This is a genomic window from Pseudomonadota bacterium (genome assembly GCA_013285445.1).
Taxonomy (GTDB): domain Bacteria; phylum Pseudomonadota; class Gammaproteobacteria; order Xanthomonadales; family Wenzhouxiangellaceae; genus Wenzhouxiangella.
On sequence record CP053448.1, the window covers coordinates 3161047 to 3175994 of the forward strand.

The following is a 14948-nucleotide window of genomic DNA, read 5'->3' on the forward strand; positions in this document are numbered from 1 at the left end:
ACCTCGTGGTCGGTCACCGGCTTTCGGTCGGTGAAATGCGTGATGCCCTCGTCATCCTCAAAGATATAGATCGTCTGCCCCGCGACCACGACGGGTAACAGCCACAACGCCAGACTGGTCAAAGCACGCCCGATCACATCACCTCCAGGTGCGCACGGCTCAGGACCGGCCGCCGGCTGCCTGAAGAGCTGGGAGGCGGACCCACCCGGCCCGACTGCGCCGCGCGAAGCGCCATCCCCGAGCCTGCATCCTGATTCGTCAACATTCGATCACGTTCACCGCCAGCCCGCCGCGCGAGGTTTCCTTGTATTTGGTCTTCATGTCGCGCCCGGTATCGCGCATGGTCTTGATGACCTTGTCGAGCGAGACGCTGTGGGTGCCGTCACCGGCCAGCGCCATGCGCGCGGCGTTGACCGCCTTGACCGCGCCCATGGCGTTGCGCTCGATGCAGGGAATCTGCACCAGGCCACCGACCGGGTCGCAGGTCAGTCCCAGGTTGTGCTCCATGCCGATCTCGGCGGCATTCTCGACCTGCGCCATGCTGCCGCCACGCGCCGCGGCCAGTGCGCCGGCGGCCATTGAACAGGCCACGCCGACCTCTCCCTGGCAGCCAACCTCGGCGCCGGAGATCGATGCGTTTTCCTTGTAGAGCAGACCGATCGCGGCGGCGGTCAGCAGGAACTCGATCACACCCGCCTCACTGGCGCCGTCGACGAAACGCCGGTAGTAGTGCAAAACCGACGGTATGATCCCCGCAGCGCCGTTGGTCGGGGCCGTGACCACGCGGCCGCCGGCCGCATTTTCCTCGTTGACCGCCAGCGCGTACAGGTTGATCCAGTCCAGACTGTCGAGGTCATCCTGCCGGGCCTGCTCCTTCAGCCGCGCGAACAGCTCCGGCGCGCGCCGCGGCACTTTCAGCGGCCCGGGCAAATGACCGGGAGCGCCCAGACCGCGCTTCACGCAGTCCTGCATGGCCTGCCAGATCGTCATCAGGCCGTCGACGACCTCGTCCTGGCTGCGCCAGACACACTCGTTGGCCATCATGACCTCGGCGATCCGAAGATCGTGCTGCCTGCAGATCTGCAGCAGCGCCTCGGCTGTCGCGAACGGATAGGGCTGTGGCGTGTCGTCGGCCACGATACGGCTTTCGGCCGCATCATCCGGATCGAGCACGAAGCCGCCACCGATCGAGTAGTACTCGCCGCTGCGAACGACCTGGCCCTCGCGGTCCATTGCGGTAAACCGCATGCCATTGGGATGGTGCGGCAGCGTCTTGCGCTTGTGAAAGACCAGATCCCGACGCAGATCGAAGACGATTTCGCGAACGCCGGCCAGCCTCAGCGACCCGCTCCCGGCAATGGCCTGCATGCGCCGGGGAATGTGGTTGGGATCGATCCGGTCGGGCTGCTCACCCTCCAGCCCCATGACAACAGCGCGGTCGGTGCCGTGACCGCGACCGGTATGACCCAGCGATCCGAACAGCTCGACGGTCACGCGGGCAACGGCCTCCCGCCGCCCCTGTTCGGCAAGCCGTTCAGCAAACATCGCGGCAGCCCGCATCGGCCCGACAGTATGCGAGCTCGACGGTCCGATGCCGATCTTGAACAGGTCGAATACACTGACAGCCATGGGCGCCAAGTTTACCGCGTGTAAGCCGCTGGACCAATGAACGCGCGCCGCCGTCAGCAGCTACAATGGTGAATTCGACCAAGGCGATACGACAAGGAGTTCGGGAGCCATGTCTTTGAAGCTCTACACCCGGCCGGACTGCAGCCTGTGCACCAAGGCCGAGGCGTTGCTGGCCGAAGGTGGCCTGGGCAACCGTTACGAAAAGGTCAATATCGACAGCGACGCCGAACTCAGCGAGCGCTATGGCGACCAGATCCCGGTGCTTTTCAATCCGCAAACCGGCGAAAAACTGGCCTGGCCATTCACCGCTTCCCAGGTTCGCGATCTGCTCGAAGACTGACGTGTCGAGCGCCATTTCGCATGTCGATGCGTCGCGTTTCGGTGAAGCGCTACTGGCCGGCATTGCCAACGTGTTCCGGCACCGGGAGGCCATCAACCGGATCAACGTGTTTCCGGTGGCCGACAGCGATACCGGGACCAACCTGGTCTTTACCCTGGCCAGCGTACGCCGCGTCATCGAGCAGCAACCGGGCAACAGCCTGCCCGATTTGCTGGGCCGCATTGCCGACGCAGCCCTCGACGGGGCACGCGGCAACTCCGGGGCCATTCTCGCGCAGTACTTCCAGGGTCTCAGCGAAAGCAGCCGGGGATACCAGGTGTTCGACGGCGCCCGTCTGGCCAGCGCAGCGGCTGCCGGGGCGCAGTCGGCCTGGCAGGCGATGTCCGAGCCGGTGCCCGGCACCCTGCCGACCGTGCTCGAGGACTTCGCCGATGAGTTGACGCGCCGGGTCCGCGACGGCGTGGACGATATTCGTGCCCTGCTGCGCTACGGTCTGCGGCGCGCGCGGCAGTCGCTGGCCGGCACGCCCGACCTGCTGCCGGTTCTGCGCGACGCCGGCGTGGTCGATGCCGGTGCCCAGGGCTTCGTCGACCTGCTCGAAGGCGTTTGGCGCTATACCCGCAGCGGGCGCGTCCCGGCCAGCACCGAAGCCGTGGCGAGCACAGTGCCGGAACTGCCGGCCGAAAAAATGCCGGCTCCGGACGGCCACCGTTACTGCACCGAGTGCCTGGTCGATGGTGAGCAGATGCCCGTTGGCCAGCTCCGGCGTGAGCTCGAATCGCTGTCAGCCGACTCGCTCGTGGTTGCCGGCAGCGACCGGCGCGTGCGCGTGCACATCCACACCAATACGCCCGGAGAGGTGTTCCGCATCTGCGCGCGCTTTGGCGAGATCCGGCAACAGAAGGCCGACGACATGCGCCGCCAGCACCGGCTGATGAGCCAGCGCGGCCGCGTAGCGATCGTCACTGATTCAGCCGCCGATCTGCCCCCCGAGGAAGCGGAGCGACTGGGCATCCACATCATTCCCATCCGCCTCAACTTCGGCCAGGACGAGTTTCTCGACAAGCTCACGATGACCCCGGCCGCCTTCTACCGTCGGCTGGGCCAGCCCGGCCGGCATCCGCAAACCTCACAGCCGCCACCGGCCGACTTTCGCCGGCAGTTCGAGCTCCTCGTCTCCCACCAGCTCGAGGTCATTGGCCTGCACATCTCGGGCCGGCTCAGCGGTACCCTGCAGGCAGCACGCCAGGCGGCTGAACGGGTTGATGCCGGGCGCATCGCCGTGTTCGATACACGCAACGCCGCCTGCGGACAGGGCCTGATGGTGCTGTGGGCCGCCGAAGCGGCCGCGCGCGGCTGGGAACGGATTGCCATTGCCGCCTGGCTGACCGAGCATCGACACGAATTCCGCACCTTTGCGCTGGCGCGCGATCTGTCCTGGGGGGTGCGCGGCGGCCGCGTGCGGCCCTGGATGGAGACAATTGCCCGCCGGCTTCGCCTCAATCCTATTCTGACCGCATCGAAAGAGGGGGATCTGACCGCACGTGCAGTCATACCCGGGCGCACAAAGGCGCTCGAGCGATTCTGTCGCTACGTGCTGCGCCGCATGAATTCCGGCACGGTCTACCGCGTTGTCATCAGCCACACCGATGCCGCCCGTGACGCGCGTCAGCTGCGCGACCGACTGCTTGCGGCCCACACCGAAATCGATGCGTGCTGGATTGTCGAGGCCAGCCCGGCCGTCGGCGCCCATGCCGGGCCGGGCACACTGATTGTCGGCCTGCACCCTTGGCAGCCGCCGGAGGCACACGATGATTGAGCTGCTGCTGGCCATGATCGGCGGCTACCTGCTCGGTTCGATCTCCGGCGCGCTGGTGCTCGGTCGTCTGCGCAACATCGACATTCGACAGCTCGGATCGGGCAATGCCGGCGGCACCAATGCACTGCGCACAGTCGGCTGGCAGTTCGCCCTCGGCGTGGTGATCATCGACATCGGCAAGGGGGCGCTGGCGGCCGCTGCACTGCCGCTGCTCGGGCCACTGGTCAGCAATCAGCCAATGCCGGCGGTCAGCCTGGCGGCGGCCGCCGGCTTCTGCGCCGTGCTCGGACACATCTGGCCGCTGTATTTCCGATTCCGCGGCGGCAAGGGGGCCGGCACCGCAGTCGGGGCGCTGGCGATCGTCGCGCCCTGGTGTCTGCCAGCGCTGGTGCTGGTATGGCTGGTCACGCTCATCGGCACCGGCTATGTTGGCCTGTCGACCATTCTGGCCGGCTTGAGCCTGGTGCCGTCCATGTGGCTGCTGGGCCCCGATCCGCTGCCGCCGGCCCTGGGCGCCCTGGCCATTGCGCTGGCGCTGCTGTTGGTGCTGACCCACCGCGGCAATCTGGCGCGCATGCGTGCCGGCCGCGAAAACCGCTTCGACAAGGCGCGACTGATCCGACGCAGGTAGGCCCGGCCGATGAGCCCCGAACTCATGCACATCTACCAGCACCTGGCCAACGGTGAATGTCTCAACGGCGCCGCGCTGGCCGAAGAACTGGGCATCACCCGGGCGGCCATCTGGAAACGCATCCGGGCGTTGCGCCAGCTGGGCCTGGCGATCGGCGGTTCGGCCGGAGAAGGCTACCGCCTGGCACAGCCCATCGAACCCCTGAACGCAAGCCTCATCGCCGCCGAAACCACGTATGCCGGCGTCGATCTGCAGGTTGCCGGTGCCGTCGCATCGACCAACCGGCAGCTGATCGGGCAAGGCACGCCGCACGCCACCGCACTGGTTGCCGAAGCACAGACGGCAGGCCGTGGTCGGCGCGGCCGTGGCTGGTCCTCGCCGCTGGGCGGCGGTGTCTACCTCTCGCTGGGCTGGCGGTTTGAGAGCGGACTCGCCGGACTGGCGCCCCTGAGCCTGGTGGTGGGGGTGACCGCCGCAGGCCTGCTGCGCGGCCTGGGCCCGGCTGCCGTTCAGGTCAAGTGGCCCAATGACCTGGTCATCGGTAACGCGAAACTGGGGGGCTGCCTGGTCGAGGTCAGCGGCGCAGCTGAAGGACCCTGCCGCGCCGTGGTCGGCTGCGGTATCAACCTGATTGCGCCTGACCCTGCGACGATCGACCAGCCCTGCACGGGGCTGATGGTCCACGGCTGCCCGATCGGGCGCAATGTCCTGGCAGGCCGGCTGATCGACGCCCTGGCCCGGGCGCTGGCGACCTTCGACCGGACCGGCTTCGCGCCGTTTCATGGTCAGTGGAATCGCCTCGACGCGCTAAGGGATCGCCGGGTCCGGGTCGAGCGTGCCCAGGATGAAACCATAGACGGTGTGGCCGCCGGAGTTGATTCCAGCGGGCGGCTTCTGATCCGGTCTTCGGCCGGCACCCTGCCAATCGCCGGTGGTGAGGTCAGCGTTCGTGCCGACTGATCTGCTCATTGACATCGGGCACTCGCGCATCAAGTGGGCCTGCGCTGTCGACGGCCGCCTGGTCATCGAAACGGCCGGACAGGCCGGTGTGGGCCTCTTCGAGCAACTCGAGCAGATCGTTCGGCGGCACGCGCCGGTCCGGCGCGCCGTGCTGTGCGCACAGTCCCGGCGAGCCACAGTCGAAGCGATCACTGCCCGCCTGGCCCAATGCCAGGTGGATATCGATATCATTGCAAGCGGCGACCGGCTTCTGCCGGTGACCCCGGCTTACCCCGGTCTGGGTTGTGATCGCTGGCTGGCGCTGCAGTGGCCCTGGCAGCAAAGCCGTGGCGCGCTGCTGGTGGCCGACTGCGGCAGCGCACTGACCATCGATCTGGTCGACACCTCCGGCCGGCATCTTGGAGGCTGGATCATGGCCGGTCTGCATGCCGCACGCGACGGACTGCTCGCGCGTGCGCCGGGCCTGGCCGGCGAGCCCTGTGGTGAGTTTATGGCTGGACGGCCGGCACGGACCACCGCTGCAGCGGTGGCCGCCGGTGGCTGGCTGCAGCTTGCCGGGGCGATTGAGTTCGCCTGCGATCGCGCCGGCGGGTTGCTGGACGACCACATCGACGTGTGGATCACCGGCGGCGACGCGCCAGGGCTGGCCGGCGTATTGCGGCAGCCGGCGCATCATGATCCATATCTGGTACTGCGAGGACTGGCAATGGCGGCAAAAACGACATGAATCCATCGCGCTGGCGCTGGCCCGCAATCGCCTTGCTGGCGGTCAACCTGGTGCTGCTGGTGAGCTGGCTGTTTTCCAGCCCGCCCGAACCGATACACCAGGATATTCGGCCGCTGGATCCGGCACTGCCGCGCGCCGAACTGGTCACGCAGGTCAGGTCGAACGAACAGCGCCCGGCTGGCTGCTACACCATCGGCCCGCTGGCCACGCTGCTGGCCCAGCAGCGGGCTGTTGATCGGCTGCGCCCGTTCACGAACCGACTGCGCACCCGCCAGACCGAGGCCGACCGCGACCGCGGCTGGTGGGTCTACCTGCCAGCCAGCTCGCGTAACGAGGCCATGACGCTGACGCGTCGACTGGCGGAGCGCGGCGTGGAGGACTACTATGTGGTGGCCGGCGGCGCGCTGGAAAACGCGGTCTCGGTCGGACTCTATGAACAGATCGAAAATGCGCGCCAGCGCCAGAGACAGATTCGTGAACTGGGCTTCAACGCCCAGCTCGAGGTCAGGCGAGAAACCGTCCCGCAGTTCTGGGTTGACTATCAGGTCAGTAACGACGGTGAGCCACCCTGGCGCTTTATCATGCGCGCCTCCCCCGGGGCGCAGCGCCTCGAGATCCCGTGCTTCGAGCCTGATCCGACGGCACCCGACGAACCCGCATGATCGAGTTCAGGCTGCGCGCACGACTGTTTGCCGGCTCAGCCGGCCCCTGGCTGCGCCTGATGCGCTTCGACCGGCCGATTGGCTTCGCGCTGCTGCTGTGGCCGACCTGGCTGGGCCTGTGGTTTGCCGCCGGCGGTCTGCCTTCGCCCGGCAACCTGACCATCTTCACGCTCGGCGTAATCGTGATGCGCTCGGCCGGCTGTGTCATCAACGATTTCGCCGACCGGCACCTCGACCCCAAAGTCGAGCGCACCCGGTCCCGGCCAATTGCCGCCGGAGAGATCACGCCGCGCCAGGCACTCGGGCTTTTTTTCGTTCTGCTGGCCGTTGCGCTGGTGCTGGTCAGCCTGACCAACCGCCTGACCATTCTGCTGGCCTTCGGCGGTGCGGCACTCACGGCCACCTATCCGTTCTTCAAGCGCTTCACCCATTTTCCCCAGCTGGTGCTGGCTGCCGCGTTCAGCTGGGCCATACCCATGGCGTTTGCTGCCGAAGCCGGCAGCCTGCCCGCGCTAGCCTGGTGGTTGTTTGCCGCCAATTTTGTCTGGACGGTGATTTACGACACCGAATACGCGATGGCCGACCGCCGCGATGACCTTATCGCCGGAGTGAAATCCGCAGCCATCGCATTCGGGCAGGCCGACGTGATGGTCATCGCTGCCCTGATGGGCTTGTTCACGGCGCTGCTGCTGCTCATCGGCAGTCAGTATCTGCCCCAACCGGCCTGGTGGACTGCGGTGGCCCTGGTCTTTGCGCATTTCCAGGTGCAGCTGTGGCGCATTCGGGAGCGCAAACCGGACGCCTGCTTCAAGGCGTTCCTGAGCAACCACTGGGTCGGTCTGATCCTGTTCTGCGGCGCCGCACTGTCGCTTCTTTAGAGGGCCGGCGGGTCTCAGGCGCGGGCAATCACCCAGACCTCGACGTAGTCGACGCCGGCCTGCTTGAGCGCCCGGGCGCAGGCGTTCAGCGTCGAACCGGTGGTCATGACGTCGTCGATCAGGGCCACGCTGCGGGCCTGCAATGCGCCGGGCAGCGCACGGAAAGCGCGCTGGACGTTGCTCCGGCGCCGGGCTGCCGCCAGCGTCGACTGAGCCGGCGTGGCGCGAATCCGACTGAGCATTCGCTCGACCGGAATGCCGCCCAGTGCCCGGCCCAGGTCTGCAGCCAGCAGCTCGGACTGGTTGAAACCGCGCCACAACAGCCGACGCCAGTGCAGCGGCACCGGCACCAGCGCGTCAGGACGCTGCACACCGACGGCCAGCAGGCGGCGCGCGGTCAGCTCAGCCAACAGGCGACCGGCAGCCAGGTCACGACGAAACTTGAAACGCTGCACCAGTGACTCGATCTCGTCACGATAGGCAAAGCCTGCCCGGCAGCGGTCAAAGGCCGGCGGCCGTCGCTGGCAGTGACCGCAGCGGGCAACGGTATCGGCAAGCTCCAGCCCGCAGCGCCGACAGCCCGGCATAGCAGCCGGAAGTCCGGCTTCACAGCCGGCGCAACAATCCAGGCGACCGCGCCCGCTGCCGCCGCAGATCAGGCATACTGGCGGCAGAAGCAAGCGCCGCAGTGCAGTCAGCCCCTGACGGGCATCGGCCAGTGTCAGCATCGACCCGAAACCACCTGTCTACCTGACCCTCATGGTACCCAAATCACACAGCCGCACCGCCGCGCCCGAACACCGGCGGCGTCATCCGGGTCAGGCGGGAGCGGATTTTGATCGCCGCGCTGTCGTCTGCCAGACGGTCGGTGAACGGCTGCTGGAGCGACTGGACGGCCTGCGCTTCCAGCCACGACGCATTGTCGAGATTGGTTGCGCCACGGGCCGCCAGACGCTGGCGCTGCGGGAGCGCTACCCGGATGCCGACCTGATCGCCCTGGAGGCGCAGCCGGACTGGCTGACCGCGGCCCGGCGCCGCCGCGGTCGATGGCGACGGCGGTTTTTGCTGGTCAAGGCCAGCGGCGCGGGCGCTGCCGCTGGCCGAGCACAGTGTCGACCTGGCCTTCGCCAACTTCTGGCTGCACCGCTCAAGCGACCTTGGCGAGTCGCTGGATGGCCTGCGGCGCATCGTTCGACCTGGCGGACTGATTCTGCTGACGCTGCCCGGACTCGACCTGTTTCGCGAACTGATCGAGCGCGGTGCGCAGATCGAACCCGATCATCGCGTCGAGGCACAGCGCCTCGGCGATGCGCTGATCCGGGCGGGTTTCCAGGAACCGGTACTCGATACCGACTGGCTCACCGTTCGCCACAACAGCGTTGCGGAACTGGTGGCCGACCTGGAGGCATCCGGCTTTCGGTGCCGGCTGCCGGATGCCCTGGAGCGAGCGCCTGGTCGCGACGGCCGGCCCGGAGACGATCTGGCAATCACCTGGGAAATCGTCTACGCCTCGGCCTGGGCGCCCGAGGAGGGTCAACCGATTCGCAGTGCCGAAGGCGAAACGGCGAGCATTTCGCTGGCCAATCTGACCATCCGTCGCCGTTGAAGGCACATGCCGGTCGCCCTCGGCCAAACGAAAAAAACCGGCACCCGCCTGAGCAAGCGCCGGTCTTCCCCTTCCCTGACGTGGTGCGTCCCGTTGCTGGTCACCGGGCAGGCTGCCACACCCCGACCGGCGTTTTTCTTTGCCACGGTCACACCCGGTGACCATCGCAATATCAACACTTGGTTTCAACTACGAAGTGCAACGGTTAACTTCTCTCGCTTATTGTAAGCAACTTCGTTTGGCGTCAGGTACCCATTGCACTTCCTTGGTCGGTTGTTGATGCGATGCTCGATCATTCGAATCTCGCCGCCGGTCAGTGTCTCCAGATTGCGGCTCTTGGGGAGATACTGCCGGATCAGTCCGTTGGTGTTCTCGTTGGTGCCGCGCTGCCACGAAGCATACGGGTCGGCAAAATACGTCAAACTGTTCAAGTCTTCCCCGATCAGGCGATGTTGTGAGAACTCCTTGCCGTTGTCGAATGTAATCGATCGAACAGCCTCGGCCATGGGTCCGAGACGACGCCGAAACACCTGGCGCATCGCATTGGCCGACTTGCTCGGCAGCTTGCCGATACGAAGCAATCGCGACTTGCGCTCGACCGCGGTCATGGCGGCGCCGCGATGACCTTTGCCGATGATCGTGTCGCCTTCCCAGTGGCCCATGGTCTCGCGCGTATCCACCTCCGCCGGCCGGGCCTCAATGCCCACCCGGTCGGGAATGCGGCCTCGCCGATCGCGTCCACTGCCGTAGCGCTTGCGCCGTTTTCGTTGACACCTCAGGTGGCGCCACAGATCGCCACCGACCGCCTTGTCGGCATAGATGAACTGATAGATCCATTCCGGCGAGATGTCGAGCGTGCCTTCCAGGGCCGCTCGAGCGCTGATTTGCTCCGGGCTCCAGTCGAGGCGAATCAGCCGGCTGAGTTCGGTCCATTGGCGCTTGGTGATTCGGTGTCGGCATCGGCTGGCAGCCGCACGCTCGCTGGCGAACCGATCCGCCTGGCCGGGTCGATAGCCTCGCAGACCACGATTGCGAGCCAGCTCCCGCGAGACGGTGCCCGGAGAGCGGCCCAGAACACTGGCAATGCGGCGGATCGTACAGTTGGCGTCAAGCATGGCTCGAATCTGGTAACGTTCTTCCCTGGTGAGGTGCGTATAGCTCATCGTGCAACTCCAACGTGGTGGTTAGAGTGCCGATGCTAGCGCACCTCACCTCTAACCAGTCAGTGGTGTTGCACTTCGCGGTTGAATCCAAGACAGCTTAACGGCATTGACGAGGCCACTTTTAACCTTTTCGGACAATCGTTTGACCGCCAGCGACATTTCATGATCCTGACTCGCGTCGCCTGCCGTGCTGACGCCACTGGTCGGGCGGCAATCCATACTCCCGGCGAAACACTCGCGTGAAGTACTGCGGGCTGGAAAAACCGCAGTCAAACGCGATCTCACTGACGCTCTGCCGGCTGGCCAGCAGGGCTTCGCTGGCGCATCGCAGTCGATAGGCTCTCAGGAACTGGGCCGGCGTCAGGCCGGTCAGGGACTTGACCTTGCGCTGCAGCGTACGCGGTTCCAGCGATACCGCCACTGCCATCTCCCGCGCCCCCGCATCCGGATCGGCGAAATGCGCCGCGGCCCAGTCATGGAGCCGCTCGAGCAGCGCCCGGTCGCGCTGGTCGAGATCCGTCTCGCCGGCGATCGACCCACGATCCAGCGCCCGCGTCTGCTCGGCCAGTTCCCGGCGCAGGCGCTGGCGCAAGCGCTCGCGGTTGGCGATCATCCGCTCGAGCCTGAGGGTCAGTTCAGCCGGTTCAAAGGGTTTGGCCAGAAAATCGTCAGCGCTCAGCGACAGGCCCTTCAGGCGGGTTGATGTATCGCGGCGCGCCGTGAGCAGCAGCACCGGAATATGACGGGTCTCGACCGATTCACGCAGCCTGGTGAGCAATTCCAGGCCGTCCATGTGCGGCATCAGAATATCACTGACGATCACCTCGGGCGCATGGCGCTGGGCCCGATCCAGGGCCTCGCGGCCATCGGCCGCCTCGATCACCCGCCATTGCGGCGACAGCAGTTCCCGCAGATAGTCACGCAAGTCCGGGTTGTCTTCGGCGATCAGCACGCGGCGCTGTCCACTGTTCACCCCGGGCTGCTCAGGTGTTATCGCGTAGGCGGGTGGCGGCAGGTCCAGGGCATCGGCTTGCAGCACAAGCCGCCGCGGCGGCGGAGCGGCTGCGCCAACCCGCTCGCCGGCCAGGTCGACATGAAAGCAGGCGCCCTGGCCAGGCCGGCTGTCGACGCTCACCCGTCCGCCCAGCGCATTGACCGCCTCCCTGACCAGCGCCAGGCCGATACCAGCCCCGGCGACGTGGCGCTGCTCGGTGGCCGGCACGCGATGGAAGCGCTCGAAGATCCGTTCCTGATCCCTCTGGCTGATGCCCGGCCCGCTGTCGGCCACCGTCAGACGCAGGCCGCTGCCGTGGGCGTGCAGGCGCACGATGACCCGCCCCCCGGACGGAGTGAACTTGATCGCGTTGCTGATGAGGTTTTGCAGGATCTTCTCGACCAGCTCCTGCGCACAGCGCGTCTGCCAGCCCGATTCGAGTTCGACGGTCAGGCCGATGCCGCGGCGCTCGGCCAGCGGCTCGAAGGCGCTGACGATCATCGACACGAGTGCACCCGGCGACCAGGGCCCGGTTTCTGAACGGGGCTGTTCGCTTCGCAGCCGGGCCAGATCGAGCAGCTGATCGACCAGCAGCAGCAGTTTTCGCAGGTAGCGACGCCCCAGGCTGATGGCCGACGGGTCGGCACCCTGGCGGTGCAGGCGCTCCAGGCTGGCCTGGATCAGCGTCAGGGGCGTGCGAAACTCGTGCGAGACATTGGCGAACATCGCGGTTCGCTGAGCCAGCGCCTCCCGCAGCTCGTTTGCCTGGCGGGCGACCAGGTCCCGCTGTTCGGCAAGCTCGCTCGTGCGCTGCTGCACCAGGTTGGCCAGCTCGACGCGCTTGCGAAGCTGCAGCCAGGCGAACAATCCCAGCAGCAGCAGCGATGCCAGCGTATAGCCCAGATAGGCCCAGCCGCTTTGCCAGGGAGGCGGGCGAATCGTCAACCCGGCCAGCAGATGGGGCGTCGACCACACACCGTCACTGTTGGCCGCCTGCACAAAAAAGCGGTATTGCCCGGACTTGAGATCCGGGTAGCGAACCTGGCGCGAGTAACCGGCCTCGACCCAGCCCCGATCGGCGCCTTCGAGCCGGTAGCGATAGCGATTGCGCTGCGGGTCGGCATAGTGCAGCCCCACATACTGGAATTCAACCGTGTTGTTGTCGTGGGCGAGATCGAGCTGCACTACGCCTTCATGCGTCGCCGGATCCAGTCGCTGCTCGTTGATCGACAGTCCCTGCAGGTGAACCAGCGGCGGCTTGGGATGCGCCTCAATCCGGTCGGGAAAGAAGCCGTTGACGCCGTTGATGCCGCCAAAATAGTAGCGACCGGAAGGACCGATGGCGGCCACCGTGTTGTTGAACTCGTACTCCTGCAGGCCGTCGCGCGGCGTGAAATGGCGCACCCCGGGCAGGTCCGGATCGAATCGCATCAAGCCGCGGTTGCTGCTCAGCCACAGCGCGCCATTGGCCTGCGGCAGAATGGCATAAATGGTGCGGTCGACCAGTCCGTCTGCCTCGTTGTACTGGTGCAGCGACGACACATCGGGACGGGCCGAGGGCCCGGGCAGGTCCAGCCGCAGCAAACCGCCCTCGTCGGCGCCGACCCACAGCGTCTCTGCCGGCGACTGCGCCAGCCCGTAGAAGGCCGTTCCGGCCGGCTGACCCAGCGCCTCGTGGCTCGCCTGCCACACCACCTCAAGCGTTACGGAGTCGAGCAGCGCCAGCCGCGACCGGCAGGCCACGAGCACCCGACCGTCCTCCAGCTCGAGCAGGTTGAATGCCTCGCAGGCGTCGAGCAGCGCCGGATCGGTCAGCCAGCGGGGCGGCTGGCGGGCGTTGGGCAGATCGAATACCCGAATTCCGCGAGAGGTGCCAACCAGCACCCGATCCTGCGACCGGCTGACCAGCAGCGACTGGCTGCGTGCGGGCCGTTCGGGCGAATCGACCGGACGCTGCCAGAGAATGCGGCCGTCGCTGCCGTCGACGGCCAGCAGGCTCCTGCCGCTGGACACCAGCACAACGCGCCCGCCGTGGACGGTTGCCAACCCGCAGACCCGATCGCTGGGCAGTCGGTGCCGGGGATCAGGAGCATCGGCATGCAGACTGAATCGCCAGCTATAACGACCGTTGCCAACCCGCTCAAGGACGCGCAATCCGGCCGAATCGAGTCCCATCCAAAGCAGTTCCCGATCGTTCAGGCGCGTTTCCAGCACCGCGCGCACCACGTTCCTGCGGGCCAGCGGCATGTCCGACGACAGCCCGGCGCTGCTGACGTGCTCGAAACGATGTCGCTGCGGTGAGTATCGGGCCAGGCCGCCCAGCCAGCTGCCAATCCACACCGTACCGTCGTCGCTGGCGAACACAGAGTAGGGGTTTCTGCGCGGCGAGCCCGGCAGCGAACCAGGATCGTCCGGGCGGTGCTCGAATCGCTGCAGGTGAGAGAAACCGGGACGATAACGGGCCACGCCAAACTCACCGGCCAGCCAGACCTCGCCATTGGCCTCGGCAATCTGCAGCCGGCGGCGCTGGCTGACTGCCGGTGCATCATCGAGCTTGGCTATCCGCTGCCAATGATCACTATCCGGCCAATAGCGCACCAGCGCGTTTCTGGTTGCGATCCACAACGCCCCGTCGCTGCTTGCTGTCACGGCATCAACGATGCTCGAGCCGGTTCCGTGCCGACGCGGATCGACATGGCGCAGCAATTCGGCGGACCCGGCCTCAAACAGCCACAGACCGCTGTCCCGGGCCAGTGCCAGTAGTCCGCCGGCGCTAGTGAACGCCAGGGCGTTTGCGGGGTCTTTGTCGTGGACCACCAGCTCGTCCTGCCAGACCCGCTGCAGCTTCGGGCTGGCCGCCGAGCCGCGCCACAATCCATGCCGGTTGTGAATCCAGAATCGGCCCTGATCATCGACCAGCGCCGAGGCCGTGCGCTGCTCTTCGACCGGAAGGTCCGGTTCAAAGATCAGTCGCTCGACGCGACCGGTTGCGGCCCGCCACACGGCTGGCGCTCCGGAGTACAATGTAATCAGCAGGTTACCGCGCCCGTCCTCGCCGGCCAGAATCGACACGCCGGTTTCCCCGGGATGCGCTGGGGCGTCCGGATGGGGCAGTTCAATCCGCTTGATCCGACCGTGGCGGGGATCGAATCGATTGAGCCCTTTCTTGGAGCCAACCCAAAGTTCGCCAGAGCGGGACGCCAGAATGTCGGTTACTCGGCTGGACGCCAGCGAATCGAGGTCATCTGGGTCATGGCGCCAGACCTGGAACTGGTAGCCATCGTAGCGATTCAGCCCGTACTGGGTACCAAACCAGAGATAGCCGGCGTCGTCCTGTGCCATGGCCGATATGCCCGACTGCGACAGGCCTTCGGCCATCGAGATGCGCTCGAAGCGCACGCCCGGATAGGCCAGCGCGCCGACAGCCCAAAGCCACAGCAGCGCAGTCGCCAGTGTCCTGATTGTAGACAAATATGCACTCCGGCTAATATTGCAGCGAATCAAGTTGCCTTTCCCCTCTTTCAATGTCAACCGACAGC

General features: G+C 66.4%; 13 protein-coding genes. 8 read left to right on the top strand and 5 right to left on the bottom strand.

The features are described 5' to 3' along the window. Positions 1-258: 258 nt before the first annotated feature. On the bottom strand, positions 259-1629 hold the full coding sequence (locus HND55_14055; GenBank protein QKK03686.1) for an L-serine ammonia-lyase: 1371 nt from the start codon (positions 1627-1629) through the stop codon (positions 259-261). A 109-nt stretch (positions 1630-1738) separates the two neighbouring features. Between HND55_14055 and HND55_14060 the strand changes: the two genes are divergently transcribed. Genes HND55_14060 through ubiA form a run of 7 tightly spaced genes read left to right on the top strand, consistent with a single transcriptional unit; the run spans position 1739 to position 7646 of the window. Then, on the top strand, positions 1739-1969 hold the full coding sequence (locus HND55_14060; GenBank protein ID QKK03687.1) for a glutaredoxin family protein: 231 nt from the start codon (positions 1739-1741) through the stop codon (positions 1967-1969). 1 nt (position 1970) lies between these two features. Next, the gene (locus tag HND55_14065) at positions 1971-3788 is read left to right on the top strand and encodes a DegV family EDD domain-containing protein (GenBank protein ID QKK03688.1); all 1818 of its coding nucleotides are present in this window, start codon (positions 1971-1973) and stop codon (positions 3786-3788) included. Continuing rightward, positions 3781-4419 (top strand): glycerol-3-phosphate 1-O-acyltransferase PlsY, encoded by a 639-nt coding sequence (gene plsY / locus HND55_14070; GenBank protein QKK03689.1) that lies wholly within the window; start codon positions 3781-3783, stop codon positions 4417-4419. Before HND55_14065 ends, plsY begins: the two co-directional genes overlap by 8 nt. 9 nt (positions 4420-4428) lie before the next feature. Then, entirely contained in the window at positions 4429-5379 is a 951-nt protein-coding gene (locus HND55_14075) for a biotin--[acetyl-CoA-carboxylase] ligase (protein ID QKK03690.1), read from the top strand. After that, the gene (locus HND55_14080) at positions 5369-6106 is read left to right on the top strand and encodes a type III pantothenate kinase (GenBank protein ID QKK03691.1); all 738 of its coding nucleotides are present in this window, start codon (positions 5369-5371) and stop codon (positions 6104-6106) included. The genes HND55_14075 and HND55_14080 overlap by 11 nt, the downstream gene beginning before the upstream one ends. Further along, complete coding sequence (locus HND55_14085) at positions 6103-6768, top strand: SPOR domain-containing protein (protein QKK03692.1); 666 nt, start codon at positions 6103-6105, stop codon at positions 6766-6768. Before HND55_14080 ends, HND55_14085 begins: the two co-directional genes overlap by 4 nt. After that, the gene (gene ubiA / locus HND55_14090; protein QKK03693.1) at positions 6765-7646 is read left to right on the top strand and encodes a 4-hydroxybenzoate octaprenyltransferase; all 882 of its coding nucleotides are present in this window, start codon (positions 6765-6767) and stop codon (positions 7644-7646) included. The genes HND55_14085 and ubiA overlap by 4 nt, the downstream gene beginning before the upstream one ends. 14 nt (positions 7647-7660) lie before the next feature. Here ubiA and HND55_14095 read toward each other — a convergent pair whose 3' ends face one another. Both HND55_14095 and HND55_14100 read right to left on the bottom strand, forming a co-directional pair. After that, positions 7661-8374, bottom strand: a complete 714-nt coding sequence (locus tag HND55_14095; GenBank protein ID QKK03694.1) for a ComF family protein — start codon at positions 8372-8374, stop codon at positions 7661-7663. A gap of 43 nt (positions 8375-8417) precedes the next feature. Further along, positions 8418-8777 (bottom strand): hypothetical protein, encoded by a 360-nt coding sequence (locus tag HND55_14100; GenBank protein QKK03695.1) that lies wholly within the window; start codon positions 8775-8777, stop codon positions 8418-8420. Here HND55_14100 and HND55_14105 point away from each other — a divergent pair. Further along, entirely contained in the window at positions 8737-9252 is a 516-nt protein-coding gene (locus HND55_14105) for a methyltransferase domain-containing protein (protein QKK04124.1), read from the top strand. The genes HND55_14100 and HND55_14105 overlap by 41 nt on opposite strands. Positions 9253-9437: 185 nt before the next feature. Here the strand turns inward: HND55_14105 and HND55_14110 are convergent, their stop codons facing one another. Together HND55_14110 and HND55_14115 are read right to left on the bottom strand one after the other, a co-directional pair. Beyond that, positions 9438-10415 (bottom strand): IS30 family transposase, encoded by a 978-nt coding sequence (locus tag HND55_14110; GenBank protein QKK03696.1) that lies wholly within the window; start codon positions 10413-10415, stop codon positions 9438-9440. Positions 10416-10575: 160 nt separating this feature from the next. Further along, positions 10576-14880, bottom strand: coding sequence for a response regulator (locus tag HND55_14115; protein QKK03697.1), 4305 nt, complete (start codon positions 14878-14880; stop codon positions 10576-10578). Positions 14881-14948 lie beyond the last annotated feature (68 nt).

What these genes read in the sequence shown, in the direction of transcription:
- HND55_14055 (QKK03686.1), bottom strand. Translation starts at nt 1,629, where the DNA reads ATGGCTGTCAGTGTATTCGACCTGTTCAAGATCGGCATCGGACCGTCG.
- HND55_14060 (QKK03687.1), top strand. Translation starts at nt 1,739, where the DNA reads ATGTCTTTGAAGCTCTACACCCGGCCGGACTGCAGCCTGTGCACCAAG.
- plsY (QKK03689.1), top strand. Translation starts at nt 3,781, where the DNA reads ATGATTGAGCTGCTGCTGGCCATGATCGGCGGCTACCTGCTCGGTTCG.
- HND55_14075 (QKK03690.1), top strand. Translation starts at nt 4,429, where the DNA reads ATGAGCCCCGAACTCATGCACATCTACCAGCACCTGGCCAACGGTGAA.
- HND55_14085 (QKK03692.1), top strand. Translation starts at nt 6,103, where the DNA reads ATGAATCCATCGCGCTGGCGCTGGCCCGCAATCGCCTTGCTGGCGGTC.
- ubiA (QKK03693.1), top strand. Translation starts at nt 6,765, where the DNA reads ATGATCGAGTTCAGGCTGCGCGCACGACTGTTTGCCGGCTCAGCCGGC.
- HND55_14095 (QKK03694.1), bottom strand. Translation starts at nt 8,374, where the DNA reads ATGCTGACACTGGCCGATGCCCGTCAGGGGCTGACTGCACTGCGGCGC.
- HND55_14110 (QKK03696.1), bottom strand. Translation starts at nt 10,415, where the DNA reads ATGAGCTATACGCACCTCACCAGGGAAGAACGTTACCAGATTCGAGCC.